General features: G+C 70.8%; 1 protein-coding gene. It reads left to right on the top strand.

Translation table 11 applies throughout. From position 1 onward, the window contains the following. A complete protein-coding gene (locus ACQPXD_RS12950; RefSeq protein ID WP_432838042.1) occupies positions 1-20382 on the top strand; it encodes a hypothetical protein in 20382 nt (6793 codons plus the stop codon). Positions 20383-20388 lie beyond the last annotated feature (6 nt).

Raw genomic sequence — 20388 nt, forward strand, 5'->3', positions numbered from 1 at the left:
ATGGGCGACATCGAGGCGTCGCGCGTGGTCGCAGGGATCCTGAAGTGGATTACGGGCGAGGAGTTCCCCGCGACGAGGGAGACTCACCTGTTCTCCTACGGCTCCACGCTGCAGTCCGCGGCAGGCAGCGTTGAGGCGGCCCATCCACACCTGGTCGACGGCGTCCGGCAGATCAGCTCAGGGGTCTCCGGCCAGGCACAGCACGCCTTCGTCGCATCAATGCAACCCTACGTCAACCACAACCCCGGCTACCTGCGGTCGGCGGCCACGTCGATGCGTCGCGCGGGGCGCGACATACGGGATCTGGGGACTCAGGTCCAGTACGTCAAGATGATGATCATCGCGACGATCGTCGAGCTGATGGCGGAGTTCGCCGCCGCCATGGCGTTCTCGTTCTTCAACCCCGGCCTGGCGATGCACTGGCTCGCGGCCCGGGTCGCGATGGTACGCCTCCTGGTGCGCACCTGGCTCGGCCGGCTGATCCTGCAGATCGCGCTGAACCAGATCATCGGCGTTGGCCTGCAAACGCTGATGGACGCGATCATCCAGCGGTTGCAGATCGACGGGGGCACCCGCGACCACTGGGACGGCCGGCTGAGCAGGCAGGCGGCCAGTGCGGGCGCGCTCGGTGGAGCCGTGGGCACGGGCCTCGGCATGGCCCTGGGCCGGGTGATAGGCCGCCACGGCGCCGAGGCCGGCGCCCGCGAGCTCGCGGACGCGATGCCGGCCGCACCCGTCGGGGCCGCCGGGTGGCGGCACGCGACCGAGGAGGTCGCGCAGGAGGTCGGCACCGAGTACCTGACCGAGGGGCTGTACGGCGCGATGACCGGCCAGGGCTGGTCGGTAGGCCTCGCCGCGGCGTCCTCCGGCCTGGTGTCCGGCGGGTTCAGCGCAGCCGGCAGCCGGCTCGGCGACGGGCTGCGCGGGACGACGCGCGGCAACGCGTCCGGCGCCGAGCAGAGCAGCGGGGCGGGGTCCTCCGGCCCGGCTGAGGAACCGCGCCGCGTGGCGCGGCCGTACACGTTCGCCGCATCCGGGTCGTCCAGTCCGATCGGTGTGGGCGACGGGGTGCGACCTCCCTGGTACTTCCGGCAATTCCGGTCGTTGGGCGACGGCGGCATCAGTGCGCCCCCGGCCACGGCGACCGGCCACGGCAGAGCTGCCGAGGAGCTGAATCGCTTCGCCGGCCAGGTTTCCGGATCGCTGGCCGGTAAGCACCAGGAACGCGCTCGGCAGTGGGTGGTCGCGCAGCTCTCCCAGAGCGACCCGCGCGAATGGGAGCGGCTGCTGCTGCGCGGCGCCCAGCTGAGCTTCGGGAACCATCGCGTCGACCTGCAGCTCGCCGTTGGCGAACTCACCCACCACCCGTCTTCGTATCACGAGCCGGACTATGAGGAGTACAAGAGCAAGTACGGCGACAGCACCGTTGCCCGGTCCATGGGACGGAGCCGCAGGCTGGGCCTGCAGGGGGTGCTGGACCCGTTGCTGTTCGTCGGCCACATGCCCCTTTCCCATGTCGGTCCGGCGCTGCGGGTGGGTGTGCTCGGTGAGCAGGTGGAGCACCACGGCACGGTCAACGAGGTGCAGTCGGGCAACCGGTTGCTGGCCAACCCGGTCCATGAGTTCCGGTCGGCGCTGGAGGCGACCGCGACCGTCACCGGGCCGGGTGGGGCAGGCGGGCCGTTCACGCTGAGCCTGCCGCAAGGCGACGGGCCGACCTTCAGCTTCCCGCAGGCGTTCACCACTACCGGGCCCGAACCACAACGGCAGCATCCGAACCTCGACGTGTCCAATCCGAACGCCCTGCACAGCGTCGACTACGCCATCAACGCGGTGCGGGTGAAACCGATCGTGAGCGAGGTGCGTGCGGCGCTCGGCAGCGCGGGTCTGCCGCAACCGTCGATCGACAAGCTGATCCGCGAGATGAGCGACGAGATCCTCAATGAGAAGACCCTGCGGGACCGCAGCCAGTATCTGCTGGGCGGCGGGCTGGCGTCGCAGTACTTCCATGACGGGCGGTCCGGGTTCGCCGGTCACATCGACATCAATGCACGGCTTGACCGGCTGCAGTACCTGGAGACGACTGCTGCGCCGATGAAGATCCGCAACGACATCGCGGACACCTTCACGATGAAGGACGGCTTTCAGCACACCGGGGGAGCCAGCGCCGCCGTCGTCGTCGATCTCGGCTTCCCGCGTGGCGACCACCTGGTGTCGCCGAGCATCGATGTGGTGTCCGTCCAGGCCGCCACATCCCACACGCGCACGACGCAGCTGCAGGGACAGGCGAAGACCGCCCTGATGCGCGAGGACCACATGGTCCGCTACGCCGGCACCTTCGAGGTGACGCTCGACCTTCGCTCGACCACCCACGGCGACCGGAGGATACGGGCGGAGGTGCAGGCCGAACTGGCCATGGGGGAGCAGCACGCGGCGCTGTTCGAGGAGGCGGCCCTCGCGCTGCCACGGCGTGCCGGCGGCAAGCAGCGGGCCACGCCGGCCAGCGGCCGGGTGCCCGTCCGGGCCACCACCGCACCGGGAATTCCCTTGCCCGTGCCGGACACCGCGACATCGATGGTCGTCCAGCCGTTTGCGGCGCCGCTGCGCCTCGATCCGCGCAAACCGATCCACACGCCGTCGGACCTGCTCCGCCTGTCCCGCGCATATCGCCCCGAGCCCTCCGCCGGACGGCGCACTCCACCCGGCTCCCTCCAGGGCAGACTTGTCCGGCCCTTCCGCGTGCTCGCGCACCGGGTGGCGCCGCTCAGGGTGACGTTGCCACAGGCCCGCCCGGGTCACCGGCCCGAAATCCGTCTACATCTGCTCGACGGCGCCCGGCAGACATCGGCCGTGCGGCGTCTGCTCGCCAAGGATCACGTCACGCGGGTTTCGGCCGAGGGCGCGGCCTCGTTCCGGATCGTCCGCGATGAGCGGCGGGCCGGCCGTACGCCGTTGGCCGTCGCGCGCCAGGTCGCGTCGGTGCTCCGGCACGGCAGGCGTGGCGACGTGCGGGTGACGAGAACCGGGGTACAGATCGATCAGCCCGGCACGCTGCGTTGGCTGCCGTTCTCGCGGTCGGGCGCCACCGGGCCATGGGACCTGTTGTCCTATGCCGAGCGAGGCCCGATCGAGGTCGAAGCGCCGCCCGAGTTCAACTGGAGCGCCGACCAGGGCCGGCAGCGTCTGTTCAACCATCCGAACGTCGTTGTGGTCGCTCCGGGCGCTGGCCGGACGGAATCAGGAGCGCTGTTCCGCTACGTGATCGAAGCCAACGGCGCCGTGGCCGGCGCACGATCGGTTGCCATCGCCGATTCCAGCGATCGGGCACCGGTCAGGTGGATCCCGAACCCGGCGTGGACGGACGTGCCCACCGAACCGGTGACCGACACCGGAGGCGAGGACGATCCGGCGCCGGAACCCACGTCGGGGCCGGTGGTGTGGCCCGAGGACCGGGAGCCGATCGTGCTGGCCGCGCGCAAAGGACTCGGCGCAGGTGTCGTCCGGGAGATCAGCGGCGCCGAGCTCCTGCTGCCCGCGATCGTCGAGAACCTCCACCATCAACTGCGGGTAGCCGGCGTCGGCGCGTCGTTGACCGCCCGCGACCTGGCACATCTGCATCGGGCGCTGGCCGTTCGCTTCTCCGTGCCGGGGCTGCGAGCCGGCTTTCGCGGCCTTGCCGCGGGCGGCAGCATCGACCACGTCTTCTCGTTCTCGGGCCGCACCTTCACCGTCGCCGTTGTCGCCGACCTGCTCGATCGCGTCGCGCCGCCGGTCGACGAGGAGGGCGTCTCCGTCGATGTCCAGGCGAAAGGCAGCGCGGGCGTCGACGTCGGGGAGCGCCGCTCGCGCCGGTTCGGCGGCGGCGGTGACCTGAGCACCCGGCTCGACGCGTCGACCGGGTTCGCGGTCGAGGTCAACGCGCCCAGGATCGAGGGCGGATGGTCGGTCGACAACCGTCACACGGCGAGCTCCGGGGTCAAGGAGTACAAGCGGCGCCGTACGGCCGGGACCGTCCGGCGGTTCGAGTACCACACCGCCTACACCGCCTCGGTGATCTCGCAGCATACCGACGGCCGGGTCAGAACGGCGTGGCGGCAGCGCTTCGACGGCCCGCAGGTGCGCACGGCCGTCATGGTCAGCGCGGCGTTCCTGCCGGAGCGGGGGTTCACCGAGGAGCAGGTCCGGGCGTTCGGCGCAGTGGAGACCCGGGACGGCGACCTTTCCGAAGCGGCCATCCACGAATGGGTGGGCGGTGACCGAGACCAGCCGGTGTTGTTCGACGCCGGCGACCTCAACGGGGTCTTCGTCACGGTGCACGGCACCAAGGCGCTCACCGATGAGATGGCGCGACTTGTCACCGAGCACAGCGGCGAAGATGTAGCCGCGGGCCGCCGCGACCTGTTCGTCACCGCGCTGCGGTCCCTGGTGAGCCTGAGTCCCGTGGCGCCACAATCCGGCGAGTCGATGCGCCGCCTCGGCCGGGCAATACGCCACGAGGACCGCGCCGGCCACAACGCCCGGCTCCGCGCGACGCTCAGCGGGCTCGCCGCGTCGCCGACCAGCCATGGCGTGCCCGAGCAGATCCTTCGCTCCGGGACACCGACGTTCCTCGACGCGAACATTCGCCGGCTGGCCAGCGCGGACGGATTGCGGATCCCCCTGCCGCCGACCCGCGATGGCCACCTGCACGCGTTGGTCGTCACGCTGCGGCCGGTCAATGTCGTTGCCACCGGCGACAGCACCGACGTGTCGCTCGAGCAGTACACCGAGGCCGACACCCGGTTCGTGACCGAGCGGGAAGCGGGCTGGGAATTCGCCGCCGAAGCCGGTCTGGGCGCTGTCGGGCGACTGGAGGGCCGGCAAGCCGAAGAGGCGCAGCAGGATCACGGCACGTCGAGCCGCAAGCTGGGCAGCCAGATCGGCGCGGGCGTCGGCGCCGGTATGCACCGGGCCTGGAAGCGGCAGACAAGCGAGCTGACGGGCGGCATCGACCTCAATCTCGCGACCTACCGCGGGCCGGAGCACCCGGCCCACACGTACACCGCGGACGGACTGTTCACGATCAAGTACGTGCGGTGGAAGCAGGGGGTCGTCCGCGGTACCCACTCTGTGTCCACCTCCGTGCGCCACGTCCGGATCGGGAGTGCGGTCGAGGCCACGCTGCCGCATCAGCGCGCCGTCGACCGCGGGCTGGTGGCCGCCGAGCCGGCCGCCGGCGCCGAGCCGGCCACGCTGCACGTCATCGATCCGGAACTGGCGTTGGGCATCGGGCAGCTCGAGCAGATCTCGGCCGCCGGTGTGCTGCCCGAGATCGTTGAGGAACTGCGGCGCCGGCAGGTCCTGCCGGACTTGCCCTACGACGAACAGGTGCCCTCCGACGTCATGTGGGCGCTGCAGGTGATGTTCTCCGAGGAGGCGATCCGGGCGCACTACGGCGCGGTGCGCAGCACGGGCCTCCACCTGGTCGTCAAGACCCCGGGGTGGGGTGGCGGTACCCTCCGCACCGGCATCCGGGTCGTCGCGCGGGAATCGGGTGACCTCACGTATCGACGCGCTCGTCCGGACGTGACGATCACTAGCGGCGGACAGCTCTTCGACCAGCGGACCGATGCCGAGATGCGGCACCAGGGCACCCGCTGGGACGTGCATCTGGGCGGCCGATGGGCCGACGTGAGCGGGGCGCGGCTGCCGCTGTCCGCACACATTGGCGGCGAGCGGGGCAGCGTCACCAAGACCGGCGAGAAGGCGACCAGCCGGATGATCGCCCGCGCGACGCCGAAGGACCAGTCCCAGGAATTCGCGGTCGACGTCCAGTACACCTGGGAGATATTCCAGACCCGCGACCTGGCCGAGATCCTGCGCCAGGCCGGCCGCCCGCTCGGGCTGCTGCCCCGCGCCGCGCGGATCCTCACCCGCGGCAGGAGTCGCCGGCTGTGGCGCAAGTACTTTCCGCCCGGCACCGCCCGTATCGGTCACGGCACCGTGGACGGCTGGGCCCGCCTCACTGTCCCGTCGCACCTAACCCAGCTGGACAGGCCCAGCGCCACGATGAGCCGGTCCGTCACGCCGGCGTTCGCACCGACGGTGCGGCACAGACATGGGAGTGCCCCCGAGCCGGGCACTGCGGCGGTCTTCGCCGCGGAGATCGGCGCCTATCTGCAGGCGCTGGCGATGCCCGAGTCGAAGCGGGTCGCCGCCTGGGTGCCGGCCGTCATGCGATCCGCGAGCCGATTCGACCAGTTCGACGTCACCCGTCCGTACGGTGCCGACCCGGGGATCGCCAACGACTCGGAGAAACTCATCTTCAGCACCGGCTACAGCCCGACCGGCACCGACCGGGTCGGGATCGAGTCGCTGCTGAACGAGCGAACGCTGCGCGCCAACCTCCAGCGCCTCGTCAACGGCTCTTATCCGTTGGCGAAGCTCGGCGGTGAGCCCGTCATGGTGCGGCTGACACCGACGAACGGGCGGTTCGTGAAGCGCGCCGAGTTCGGCAGCGTGCTCAACTTCCCTGAGACGAGCGTCGAGCCGGAGATTGAGCACGAGACGTACCGCGGCCACGGCATCGCCCTCGACGCGGCCTTCGGCGCCCATGCCGGCCAGCCGTTGCCGCACGCCTCGGAGCCCACCCTGTTGACCGGTGGCGCGCTGCCGACCTTCAGCCGGTTGGACCGGATCAGAGACGTCATCAGCTCCGCCGGCGACTACGTCGAGAGCAACCGCCAGCGCAGCGGAGAGTTCGACTACTACACCTTCGACGTCGAGTACACCGTGACCGGGCCCGAACTGACCATGACGGCTACCGTCGCGGAAGGGCTCAAGGGCGTGCTGCCGGCCTACCACAGCCAGCGGCTGGCCGAGGAGTTCCCGGACCTGATCGCGTCGCCGCCGGGTGTCCTGGCCGGTCAGAAGGTTCCGGCGGGCACGGGCCGGGCCTTCATCTCCGACGAGAAGCTGCCGATCAACCTGATCAACCCGGCGGCACCGTACTTCGCCCACGTGAGCGGTTCCGGGGACGAGGCCGTGTGGAACCCGAGCAGCGACGTCCACGAGGTGCCGTGGCAATTGTCCGGCGCCAGCGTCTACGTCGCCGCGGTACACGGCGAACCCGGCCGGGTCCTGCTGCCCGGTGCCGCCGGGCAGACGGACGCGCCGGGAACGACCGAGCCCGCGGGCCAGTCGGCGACGCGGCTCGGCCGGGCACTGCGCCGCCGGCCGAGCCTGCTGCGGCTCGACCAGGATGCGCCGATTGTGATGGTCGCCTGCGACGCCGCGACACCGGGCGACGACGGCGTGACCGTCGCGCAGCGGGTCGCGGACGAGACCCGCCGGGATGTCTGGGCGCCCACGGGGCAGGTTGTCCTCATCGGAGACGAGGACGTCTCCTTCGGTCTGCGCCCGCGCGCCGACGGGGCACGGGCCGAGTGGATCCGCTTCAGCCCCTCCTCCGGGCCGCACCGGGCAATGCAGAGCACCGGTCCGGCCGCGGCGGCTTCCGCATCCGCTGCGGCGACCGGCGGCGGCCTTCGACAGAAGGAACGGGTCTACTCGTTCACCTCCCGCGGTGGGCTCGTCGGACCGTCCTCCCCGACGGCCGGAACCGGCTACCTGGGGCCTACCGCCACCCACCCGCTGGCACCGGCAACGCCCGCGCCGCAACTCGGCGAGTGGGCGGCTGCGGCCGCGCCGGGATGGCCCCGCGAGTACCTGAACGCGAGCCTCTCGCTCGGCGACGCGATCGAGGTCGTCCCAGGCTCGGCCGATCAGGTCGCGGAGGCGGTACGCGCAGTCGTAGACCGCGCGGCGGGAGGTGGATCGATCAGTGGCCTCGACGAGTTGCTGCAGTCGCGCGTCTTCGACGATGTCGACGCGCTGCTCGGCCGTGGCGGGCACTATGAGATCCGGATCGGGGGCACCGTCCATGAGCTGCGGGTCCGGGTCACGCTGGGCCCGGTTCACGCGGTGAGCACAACCCCGGGCAACCACAACGACGTGTCCGTGTCCACCTCCGCCCGCAGCGCGGCGACGAAGACGGTCACCAGCGCACTGGATCTGAGCTTGACCGCCGGTTTGGGTGGGCTCGTCGGGCCGCCCACGGGGATCACCGGGACAGTCCGGGGCGTCGTCAGCGCGCGGGATCTCACCCACTCGGCCACGGCCGCGACGGTGACCCGGGAGGAACGCCGAGGGCGGGCCCCGGCCGTAGCGACCACCACCGTCGGGTCCACGGCGACCTACGACATCAGCCTGTGGCGCCGGCAAGGCGCGGAGGAACAGGGGGTGCAGGACAACGCCGGCCAGCTCTTGCAGAGACCGATCCAGCTCGACGTGCCGTCTTTCCCGCCGGTCGCCGGCCGAACGGCGACGACAGAGTTCCCCGCCGGAGCTGACACGCTACGCCGCCAATCGCACCTGCATATCCCGGAGGCGGTGGCGACACAGGAGCTTTGGACGCTGCTGCAAGCACAGCTCCCCGTCGGCCTGTTCGAGATCGGTACAACCAGCCGGCGGCGCTTGCTCGCCGTGGCCGACGCCCGCGCCATCAAGGCAAGCCTCGACCGATATGCCGGCGGCCTGCCCATCCCGGCCCTGCTGGATGAGCGTACCGGCGAACTCGCCGGGCCGTACGTCATCACCGCGGTCGCCGAGCGCTACACCGAGCACCTACCCGCCGCCGACGTCGAGTTCCGGATCGTGGATCACGGTGGGCATGACGTCAGCCACACGACCGGCGCGGGCCTGTCGCTCGGCGTCAGTGCGCGATTCGGCGTCTCGGCCGGTGCCAGCGGCGCGGGTGGTGGCGCGCAGGGCGTGTTCACGGTCGAAGGCGGCAGCCGGCGCGTGCAGACTGCCATGTTCGGTGGCGCCGGCGCGCGTACCCGCACCGTCGTCTACAAGGGACCGTCGGTGCTGCGCGAATATCAGATCCGCTGGACGCTGCGCCGGGAGGGAGGTGACGCGGAGTCGCGGTCGGAGGGCACCGACCGGGCCTACGTCCGATTGCCGGCCGCCGACATGACTACTCTTGCCGCGCCGGAGCAGTTGAGCGACGGCATGTCCCTGCTGCGGGGCCCGCTCGGCGACGGTGCCGTGGTGTCGGTCACCGGCCTGGAGCAGGTCAGGGATGCCGTGAAGGAAATCTTGCGCGCCCATCCGGGCCTCCTGCCCGACGCCACGCATTCGAGCCCCACCCGGGCCGGCCTCACCAGGGCCGCTCGGATGCGGTTGGCCGAGGCGCAACAGCGTGCGGACATCGTTGAGGCTGCGCTGTCCGAGCCCAACGTGCGCGGCATGGTCGACAGCCTGCTCGACACCGGCCTGTCGTTCACGCTCACGCAGTACGAGAAGTTCCGCGTCAGGCATTTTCGGGTCTCCGTCACCGCTCGGCGCACCGGTGGCCGGCTGACCGGGCAGTCCAGCACCGTGATGTTCCGGTCGAACAGCTCGGGTGACCGGCGGGCTGCGGCAGAGCTGGCCGCGGTTCGTCAGTTCCGGGTGGGTGCGCTGGTGGGATACATACGCACACTCCAGGCCCCGGACCGGACCACGCTCGGCACGATCGGTATCGACAGCAGTTACGGCTACACCGCCGACCGGCGCTCCAATCTGCAACTGCAGTCGAGCGAGGCGTCGCTGCTGGTGAGCACCCCCGGGGCGGCCAGCGGCTCGGACGGGCGCCCGGTCACCGCGCACGCCTACGACCTCGACGTCGAATTCGACGTCGAGGTCACCGGCCACACCCGGCCGCGCGCCTGGGCCCGTGGCCTGGCCCTGGGGCTGTTCGACACCTCGGCTGATCGACGGTGGCCGATTGGCCGGGACGCCGGACGCGGCCAGATCGAACCCTTCACCCGGACCGGGGCCGGAAATGGGACGTTGACGGTGTGGATGTCCACGGAATGGTCCCGGGTGGCCCGCGGTGAGCTCGTGGCGTCGCCCGGGCCGGGGACATCCGTCGAAGCCGCCGGGTCGGCGGTGCGCGCCGCTGCCCCGGTGCCGGCGTCGCAGGCGCCGGAACCCACACGGGCGCTGCTCGCACAGCTGCCGCTGCGGTTGCACGCGACCGCGGTGAGGGACATCGCGGCGCTGCGTAGCGAGGCGCTGCGCCTGTTCAATGAGACGCCGACGGGCCGCACGATGGTCCTGCCGGGGTCGCAGCTGGACGCCGAGCTCGACGCGTTTCTGCGGCCGGAGTACCTGGTCGGGCAGCTGACCTCGCTCATCCAGCCGGGGCAGATGACGGGTGCGATAACGTGGCGGGGGGTATTCCTCAACTATGAGGCGGACCTGTGGCTCAGCTTCACGCCCACCCGGCTGTATGACCCGGTGCTCATCTCGTCGGGCCTCGAGCACGCTCTCGTCGCGCGCTACACGCAAACGTTCCAATCCGGTGCCACGCATCGGCTCGGGGCCCGTCTGGCCGGCGTCAGCCAGCAGCAGCTCTCGCGGTATTACGGCGTCGCCGGGGGCGGTGTCGGCTTCACGACCGGGTGGGGGAGCCACCGGGACATCGCCCGCACCGCGTCGGTGGAACGCAACGTCACACAATCGGGTCCGTTCGTTGTGTACCGGGTCGACGGCGAATGGACGTTGACGGCCAGCACCAGGCGCGTGGGGGCCATGGACGTGTTCGCGGGTGCTGTCGAAACCCGCGGGAGCACGATCCCGATATCCGATGCGGTGCGCCTGGCGATCCCGCTGGCGGAGGTGCACGCGGCCAACGCCCGGGTCGAAGCGGCCAATCAGCGCCCGGATGGCGCGCCTGGTGACCGGCTCGACCCGCTGGAACTGCCCGCAGGAGCGGACCCGGATGGCAGCAAGGCCATCAGCGTCAGCGCGCCGGAGCAGCCGTGGCGGTCGCCGGAGCTGCCCGGCCTGGGCGCCGGATTCGTCGACCACATCGCCGATCCGTGGCCGATTCTGGCCCTACTGCACGACCGCCTCGACGAGGCCGGGATCACTATCGATCTCGACGGCCAGACGTCATTCACCGACACCATGGGCAACACCGCGCAGCTCATGGCGGTCTTCAGCCGGCGGGGCCTGGCCGGGTTCATCGACAGTGCGCTGGCCGGCGGCATCTTGCTCCGGCTGCACCGGCGCGGGCCACGGCCGTACACGCTCGGCGTGATCCGTACCACCGATGGGGTCTCCGTACGGATCCAGGCGATCCTGCGCGACGTCCGCGCTGTCGATGTCGTCGACGACGGCACCGCGAACGAATTCGGGATCCGGGACGTGATCCGGACGAGCGTCGATCGGACCCGGCAACGGGCATTCGAGGCCGAGGCGACCTACGTGCCGGCCGCCGATCGGGACGGCGTGGTCGCGGTCGGCCTCGGCCCGGGCGTGGCCATCGCGGGGCGCGCCGACACGGTCGACGCGACGTTCGAGACGCGCACTCGTGACCGGGTCGTCATCAGCGAGGGACCGACGGTGCGCTACACCGCTCAGCTTCAGGTGACCGCGACGGTGGTGTCGAGCCGAGTCCGCGATCGGATCGAGCCGGTCACTCAGGCGCTCGACATCGCTTTCCGGATGCCCGAATTGAACGTGCGGGTCACGCCCCCGCCGGAACGACCCGAACCGGAACATCCTGTGCGCCGGGAGATAGTGCCGGAGCGAGCCGCCGCGATCGAGTGGCAGGCGAGCGGGACGTCGCTGCCTGACGCGGCGGTCATCACGAGCTTCACGGGATCGTCTGCCGCCGAGGCGGCCGCGCTGGCCGCGCTGCGAGCGCAGGGCACCGCCGGCTCCGCGATACAACGATTGCGGCACGGGACGCCGATGGCCAGCGCCCGGGACCTGACCGAGGCATTCGTCCACGCGATGGTCAGCCCCGAGGCATCGATGGCCTTCTACCATGACATCGCCGATGGCGGCCACGTGGCGCAGATCGTGGGACCGGCGATGACCGCCGTCACGGTGATGTCTCTCGCGCGGTATGCGCGTCTCGACCCGCCGCGGCTGGTCCGCGTGGGTGCGACCACCAAATTCGACCACCCTCGCCAGGACGCGCGGGGCTCGACGACGACCACCGCTCGGCAGGGCGAGACCACCGGTCGCCTGGATCTGCGTGCGCAAGCGTCCGCCGACGTGCAGGAGACCGGACTCGGTGGAGTGCCCGCCCGCGTCGGTGCCACCGGTCGCGACACCCGGACCATCGAGGGTGCCGCGGCCCGGACGTCGAACCCTCGGCAGGGCCAAACCTCGTTCCTGTTCAGCTTCGACAGCACGGAGTTGTTCGTGGCCTCCCCTCACCACCGTACGGGCGAGCCGACCGCATACGAGGTCAGTCTGCGTGACGCGCTGATCGTCGAGGTCCCCGAGTCGGTCGCCCGTGCCGCCGGCTGGCTCGGCAGCGACAACCCCGAACGGGCGCAGGCCATCCGGTCGGTCGAGGCGGCGTGGCAGGACGCCTTGGCAAAACGCGTGCCGTGGCTGGAAGCCGGCGACGCGGAACGCGCGGCCGCACAGGAGACATACCTGGCCGCACGGCGGGAGGCCGAGAGGGCGACTGATGCGCTGGCCGCGTTGGACTCCGGCATCGCCGGGCCGGCGGGAGCGCCGGAAGCGGTCCCCTCCGCCGCCCCTGGGCCCTCGGCGATGGTCTCCTGGTCCACGCCCAGCGCTTGGCGGCCGGTGGCGAGGACCGAGCAGGGTGTGCGGCGGCTGGCCGATGAGCTGCATCGGCAGGTCCCACGGGGTGAGGGCGAGGAGTACTGCGTCGCGCTGATGGTCGCCGCGCGGGAGCGCCTGATCAGCAGGCCGTCGTTCGGCGGTGTGCCGGGCAGCCTGTTCGCCTTGGACGACTCGGCGACCGGACTGGGGTTGTGGTCGGGGTGGGGCAAGGCTTCGTCGTGGCCGCGGGTGCCCGGTTCGAGCGTGCTGCATGATCTGGTGGCGCAGGTGCCGGGGCGGATGGCATTTGTGCTGATGGACCGGGCGGGTGTCGTCGGACATGCGTTTGTGGCGGTGCACACCGAGCAAGGCGTGCTGGTGCTCGACCCCGCCGCGACGGATCCGATGATGCGCGTGCACGCGTTCGGCTCCGAGGCTGTGCGTCGAGTGCGCGGACTGGATTCCGGAGTGGCATGGCGCGCTCGTGTCTATAACGCGGACGGCAGCGTGGTGCCGGTGCCGGCGGGGTCGGTGGAGTCGGCGGATGCGGTGCTGCCGTTGCTGTCCGCGTCGGAGGGACGCTATGCGGGCTCCGGCATCGAGGACGAGGAGACCGTGCCCGTCTATCTGCCGGATCCCGAGGACCCGGACGTATTGCTCGGCGATCCGTTTGAGCACGACGGGGACATTCTGGCCGACGCCGAGGACGAGTCGTTCCGTATCGAGGTGGAGACGAAAGAATTTTACCGAGGGAATGTGGACGGTCTGCTCTATCGGACCCGGGATGCCGCAGCCGCTGCCGGCAACGAGGATCCGGAGGAGGAGACGCTCGCGATGATCGAGAGGGTGGGTGGCATCTTCTCGTATCACCCGCACGAGGTGGGGCGGCACGATCCGGAACGGGCGTTCGGGGCGTTCCGGGAGATGGCTGACCGCGCGAGCCGGCTCACCGCTCCCTCGGGGACCGGCCCCGCCGTCTCCTTGCCCGCCTTGTATGACGGGCTGCCGCTGAACTTCACCGAATTGGGTGAGGGCGCCCACGTGGGGCCCCGGCCGATCGGTGACTGGCCCGGGTCGCACTTCCACTTCACGCAGGGGGTGGTGCTGGAGGGCATGCGTGATTTTCTCGAGTTCGCCCGGGACAATGTGTGGCGCGACGAGTCGCACAACTACCGCACCAAGACACATCTCTCCGACGCGCTGGCCTTCGGCGATGATGTCGCCGCTCGGTTCCTGGAGTATGCCGAGACCGGCCGGCTGCCACAAGCCATGGATGCCCGGCGGCAACGCGCGGCGGTGATGGTGTCCGGGCATGCCGCGCTGCTGTACGGCAACGTCGCCGGGGCCGCACAGCACCGCGTGGACGGCGGGCTGGCCAAGGCTCACGTCGCAGTGCTGTCCCGGGTGGACTTCGCGCTCCTGCTGCGTGCGTTGCCGGAAGAGGCGCGCGTGTACCTTGCCCTCGATGCTGGGCACCTCCTCGACCGGTTCGAGCAGAGATTCCTCGGACGCCAGCCGAGCTTTCTCGCCGGACTGGCCGAACCGGGACGCGGACCTGCCCCGGCCGGCCTCCTGGACCTCGGAGTCGGTGTCCATCACCGATCACTGCGGGATTATCTGACGAGCGGGCTGGCGGACGACTTTCCGAACCCGTTGGGCCAGGACGATGCCTTCGGTGGCATGACGGTACTGCCGGGGCTGGACCTGAACGCCGGGGGGTTGCTGCTGCCGCACGTGGTTGTCGAGGTCCGTTCGCACGGCAGGCGGCACATGCCGGTCGCGGACGCCGAGCGTTACCACCGGGAGATCGCGGGCCGGGCGGCCGAACTCTACGACGCCGCCCTGCGCGTGGATCCCGATGTGACCTACGCCGATGCGGCCGCCTGGTCCGAGAATGACCGGACCGGCCTGGCCTCCGCCGGTCTGCACTGGCTCGGCGATGGAGCCGATCCGCCGCAGTGGGCGGCCTCGCTCGGCGAGACCGCGATGTCTCGCGACCGGCCGGTCGTGGTTGTCGAGATTTCCGATGGGAATGCCGCCCCGGCGCTGTCGTCGCTGCTGGCCCGCGATCCCGCGCTGGCTCGTCGTGCCGTGTTCGTGCTCCAGAGCGGATACGTCGACCTGTACCAGATCGCTCGGACGCAACGCTTGGTCACCATGTATCCGATCCGCACCGAACGCGAGGAGCGGCTGCGGCTGATATCGATGGGCAACGACGTTCATGACTTCCCGGATCTTCCGGATGTCGCGGTGACGCCCGACGTCCTGCGCCGCGCGTTCGACCGGGTCGACGATCAAGCCGGTCGCGTGCTCGCGGCGCGTGCGGCGGATGTTCCGGCGATGAGCGGCGCGCGTCGACCCGTGGCGATGACCGCGAACGGTATGCGGAGCCTGGCGGATCGGGTGCGTAGCCGGGTCCAGCGGGATGACGGTGACGAGTATTGCGTCGCGTTGATGGTTGCCGCGCGGGAGGAACTGTTCGCCGAGCCGTCGTTCGGTGGCGCGCACGGAGGCCGGTTCGCGTTGGACGACTCGGTGGTGGGTCTGGGGTTGTGGTCGGGGTGGGGCCGGGCGTTGTCGTGGCCGCGGGTGTCCGGCTGGACGGAGGTGCGCGCGTCGGTGACGCAGGTGCCAGGGCGGGTGGCGTTCGTGTTGATGGAGCGGGCGGGCACGGTCGGGCATGCCCTTGTGGTGGCGCACACGGAGCAAGGCGTGCTGGTGGTCGACCCCGCCGCGACGGATCCGATGCTGCGGGTGCACGCGTTCGGTTCGGAGGCTGCGGGTGAGATCGCGCGGGGGTTGCGTTCGGGGACGGCGTTGCGGGTCCGTCTGTATGAGGCGGATGGTCGTGCCGTGCCGTTGCCCGGACTGCTCGAGTCGGCGGATCCGGTGCTGCCGCTGCTGTTGCCGCCGGACACGCGTTTCGCGGGCTCCGGTGTCGAGGACGAGGAGACCGTGCTCGTCTATCTGCCCGATCCAGACGACCCGCAGGGGATTCTCGACGATCCTGACGAAGTTCGAACAGCGATTCTCGCCGAGAGCCCAGACCGGGCGTTCCACATCGAGGTGGAGACGAAGAGGTTCTACCGCGGCGGCGATGACGATCTTGTCTACCGAACCCGTGAGGCGGCGCTCGCTTCCGGCAATCGGTCGGTCACCGGGGAGAGGCTCGGAATGATCGAGCGGGTGGGTGGCATCTTCTCCTACCACCCGCACGAGGTGGGCCGGCACGACCCGGCTCCGGTGTTCGACGCGTTCCAGGCGATGGCCACCAGTGCGGAAGCTCTCAAGCCGGCAGGCAGCGGTCCCGTCGTCGCGATGCCGGTCCTGTATCGCGATCTGGGTCTGGAGTTCACCGAACTCGGCCGCACCGCCCGGGTGGGTCCGCGGCCGCTCGGCGACTGGCCCGGATCGCATTACCACTTCACGCAGGGGGTGGTGCTGGAGGGTATGCGGGAATTCCTGGAGTTCGCCCGGGACAACGTATGGCGGGACGAGTCGTACGGCTATCTGACCAAGACGCACCTGTCCGACGCGCTGGAATTCGGTGACGATGTCGCCGCACGGTTTCTGGAGTATGCCGAGACCGGTCGGTTGCCCCGTCGCGCTCGTGGCGCGGCAGGGCAACCGAGGGAGGTGAGTGCCGGACGGCGGCGCGCCGCGGCGATGGTGTCCGGGCATGCCGCGCTGCTCTACAGCAACGCGGCCGGCGCGGTGCAGCACCTCGTGGACCGGCGGCTCAACAAAGCAGAGGTCGCGGTGCTGTCCCGGGTAGATTTCCCCGATCAGCTGCGCGGGTTGCCGGACCTTGCGCGGGAGTATCTCGCCCGCGACGCCGAGAACCTTTTCGACCGGTTCGAAGCGAAGTTCCTGACCCGGGTGGCGGATCTCCCCACGAAGATCGAGCTTCCCCGCGGCTACGCCCCGAGGACGCTGCTGGACGTGTCCCTCAGGCGCGGCCGCGCCCGACTGAGGGACTACCTGATGGGCGGACTGGTGCAGGGCTATCCGGCCCCATCGAGCCAGAACGACGTCTTCGGCGGCGTGAATACGCTGGACGGGCTGGACCTGAACGACGGTGGGCTGCTGCTGCCGCATGCTGTTGTCGAGGTTCGTTCACACGGTCGGCGACACATGCCGGTCGCGGAGGCCAGGCGGTATCACGCGGAGGTGGCGGCCACGGCGGCGCGGCTGTACGACGCGGCCTTGGACGTGGACCCTGATGTGCAGTATTCCGACGCGGTGGCCTGGTCCGCGGATGACCGGACCGGCCCGTCTCCGGTCGGCCTGTACTGGGTCAGCGATGTCGGCGAGCCGTCGGAGTGGGCGAACGAGCTCGGTGACGCGGCCGAGTCTCGCGTGCGGGCGGTTGTGGTTGTCGACCACGCCGACGAAGACATCGCCGCCGCTCAGTTGGCGTCGTTGCTGGCCGACGAGCCGGCGCTGGCTCGCCGTGCGGTCTTCGTGTTCCAGAGCGGGTACGTCGGCCCGCACCGGATCTCGCGCGAGCACCGCCTGGCAACGCTCTACGCCATTCGGACCGAGACCGAGGATCGGCTGCGGCTGATCTCGATCGGAAACGACGTCCATGACTTTCCGGATGTCCACGATCTCCCGGATGTGGCGGTGACACCGGAAGTCCTGCACCGGGCGCTCGACCGGATCGACGATCTGGCCAAGCGCGCGATCCGCGAGCGCGCCGCGAACGTCGAGGTACCACACCTGGAGGCGCCGGTCGAAGTCCTGCGCAAATGGCCGGGGATATCGGCGATACGCGGTATACGCCGCTCGGCCGAGCTGGGGCGGATCGATCAGGCGGTGGAGAGCTGGCGCGCGAGCACGCTCGCCCGGCCGGACGACACCGCGGGTCACGCCTCCCGGCTCGACGACGTCCTGTCGGCGATCGCCGCCTGGCGGGAGCAGAAGCCGGGCGGCAGCGTCCGTTTGGAAGTCGTCGGACTGCTCGAGGACCAGGTCCGCCGTGAGCTGGCGCAGCTGCGCCGCGCCGACGCGGTCGTCGCCGCCGGAGTCCTGGACGATGCCGTCTCGGCCGCGGACATCGCCGCCGCGATCGATGGCCTCGAGCTTCCCTGGTCAAACGGTGACGTGCGCGCCGCCTATGGCGTGCTCCGCCTGCATCTGCCGCTGGGCCGCACGGTTCGGCTGGTCAGGCTGGGGGTGCGGGCGGCCGGTGAACCAGGGGCCGCCCGCACGTTGCGGGACCGGTTGCCCGACTTGTCGGCCGGCATGAACGGCCGATACCGCCTGGCGGACGGAGACCAGCTGCACGTCCTGGTCGAGTACGACGACTTCGCGCCGAGCGGAATGGCCGTCGCCGTGCCGCGAGAGAGCGCCGGAGCCGAGCTCACCATGGCCCTCCGGACGAGGCTGTGGCACCTCCTCGGCGTCGACGATCCGCCGCACGAGCGGACCCTGGACAGCCACCATCTGCTGCAGCTCGACCACGCTCACCGCGGTCAGGGGCCGCTACCCATCGTCGAGCGCACCGTGGTGAAGGAGCCCGAGGCCCCGGTCCTGGACATCCGCCGTCCGGTCGATCCGGACTCCGGCGTCGTCCAGGCATTTGCCGACGAGGTCGCGCGATATGCCTACGCCTCCGCGGTCAGCACCGATGCCCGCGTCCGCTTGGCTGTGCAGGGTCCTCCCGCGGAGCCGGTGGTCGCCAGGCTCGGCGAACTGCTCAGGCAACGTCTCGGGGGGATGACCGGCTTGATGGAAGGCCCGAACCGGTGGGAGCATGTGCCTTCGGCTTCAAGCGACTCGCTGGTGATCGCCGCGCTGCCGCGCGTCGCCTCGCAGCCGGCGTCGCCCGGTCTCGGGTCGTTCTTCGTCGATCTCGGCCGGGACGGGGCACTCGCCGGCGCATCCGCCGCTCGTCTGTCGGCGCGTCTCGCCGAGGCGGTCGCTGCGCTCACCCCGGCTCGCGGTGGGCCCATCGCACCGGTACAGGTCCAGATCGTCGTCTTCCAGGTGGGCGGGGACGCGGTTGATCAGGCAGCCGCCGGACGCTTCGTCGGCGCACTGCGCGACCGCGTCATCACGGAGTGGGCCTCGGCGGCAGCGACGATGGGGCCCGGAATGATCGGCCGGATGTCGATCGGTCGGCAGCACATCCGGATGAGCCTCCTGAATTCGCCCGTCCTGGCCGGATCGGCGAGCCCGGCGTGGGCGTCCCAGGTGGACGTCCGAGTGAGGGACATAGCGCGCGGCGCGGTGGTCCCGGCCGGCTCCGCGACGCCGTCGCGAGGGCCGGAGGCCGACGCCGAGGCGATCGTGGCAACGGGCCTGAGCCGGCTCTGGAACGATCGGCCGGCCGCGGCGACATTGGCCCAGTACGATGCCGCTGACGCCGCCGACGTGGTGGAACGGGTGGAGAGGCGACTCGCCGAATGGACCCGGAGGTTCGCGGCGCGCGGCCTCGCCGGTCCGTTCGCACCCCTGACCGCCCGGGTCGGTCAGCCGGCGGGCGGCGACGACGCGCAATCGCCGGGATGGTCCTTCCCGGAAGGCGGTGTCGTGCGCGCCGCCCACCCGCTCAGCCGTCGCCCGTTTCACGCGCGACTCCCGCTGGTCGGTGGTGAACTCGGCACGGCCGCGATCGCAGGCCTGGCCCGATACGCCGAGTGGGCGACCGCGCCGGAACGCATGCATCTGGTCGATCGCAACGGAGGGGACCGCCGCCCTCCGCGGTTTCATGTGGTCACCTATGCCATCGGTGGCGGGCCGGCGCGGCAATGGCGCGACGACGGCCTGCGGCTCGCGAACACGTCCGCCCAAGTGCTGGGCCAACTGCTGGACCGATCCTGGCCGACCGGGTCCGGCAGACCCGTCGTTCACGTGGAAACACTTGGTTTGGCGGCGCGTCTTCCCGCCGGGCCGGCCCGGCGGACGCAGTGGGGAGTGGCTGTCTGGCATGGGGGCCCGGCCGCCGATGGTGTCGCCGCGAGCGGCCCGCCGGACCCGGTCTATCGCGCGGACCGGGTGGGCGAGGTGCTCTGGCTGCGCCGCGGAACCGACGATACGACGGACGAGGAGATGATCGACGTGCTGCGGTCGGTTCAGCCCGGATCCGCCGACGTGGTGCTCGGCCGGCCGGGCCGGGAGCTCGACTTCGCCGATCTGCAGTCCTTACGACTGCGGATCGGCGAATACGCCGCCGAATACCCGCCGTCCACCATGACCGTGGTCCTGCTTTCGCCGCTCGTGGTGGACATCGGGCCGGCCGTAACCGACCTTTTCGGAGCCCTGGACGGGCGGGTGGTCGTGCCCACCTCCATGCCGATCCTCGTCGCCGGACGGCTGGTCGCCGACGACTGGATGCTGTACCAGCACGGAACCGGAGGTTCGTTCGGATCGGTCTTCCCGTCGCGTGCGATCCCGGTGGTCGCTGGCTTGCTGGGATCCGCGTCGGCATACCGCATCCATGACGCCGGCCGGGTCGTGCTGGTGGGTCCCGATGGCGGGGACGGCCCGCGCCGGCCGACGCTACCGCCAGGGACGCGCAGGGATTTCCTGAATCTTGGCGTGGGCGACGATGAGAGCGCACTGGTGGTGGCGGGCCAGCCGGACCCCGAGCTCGAGCGGTTGGTCCTGCGGATGTTGACCCAGATGATGCCCCAACCGGGCGAAACCCTTCGCGTCCGGGTGATCTGCGAGCAACTGCCCGGTGCGGAGTGGGTCGAGTACGTCCGCGCAGCGGGATACGTCGTGCAGTCGCTGAGCCGCGATGCCGCCCATTGACCCCGC

Source organism: Dactylosporangium sp. CA-092794 (assembly GCF_050948465.1).
Lineage (GTDB): Bacteria > Actinomycetota > Actinomycetes > Mycobacteriales > Micromonosporaceae > Dactylosporangium.

What these genes read in the sequence shown, in the direction of transcription:
- ACQPXD_RS12950 (WP_432838042.1), top strand. Translation starts at nt 1, where the DNA reads ATGGGCGACATCGAGGCGTCGCGCGTGGTCGCAGGGATCCTGAAGTGG.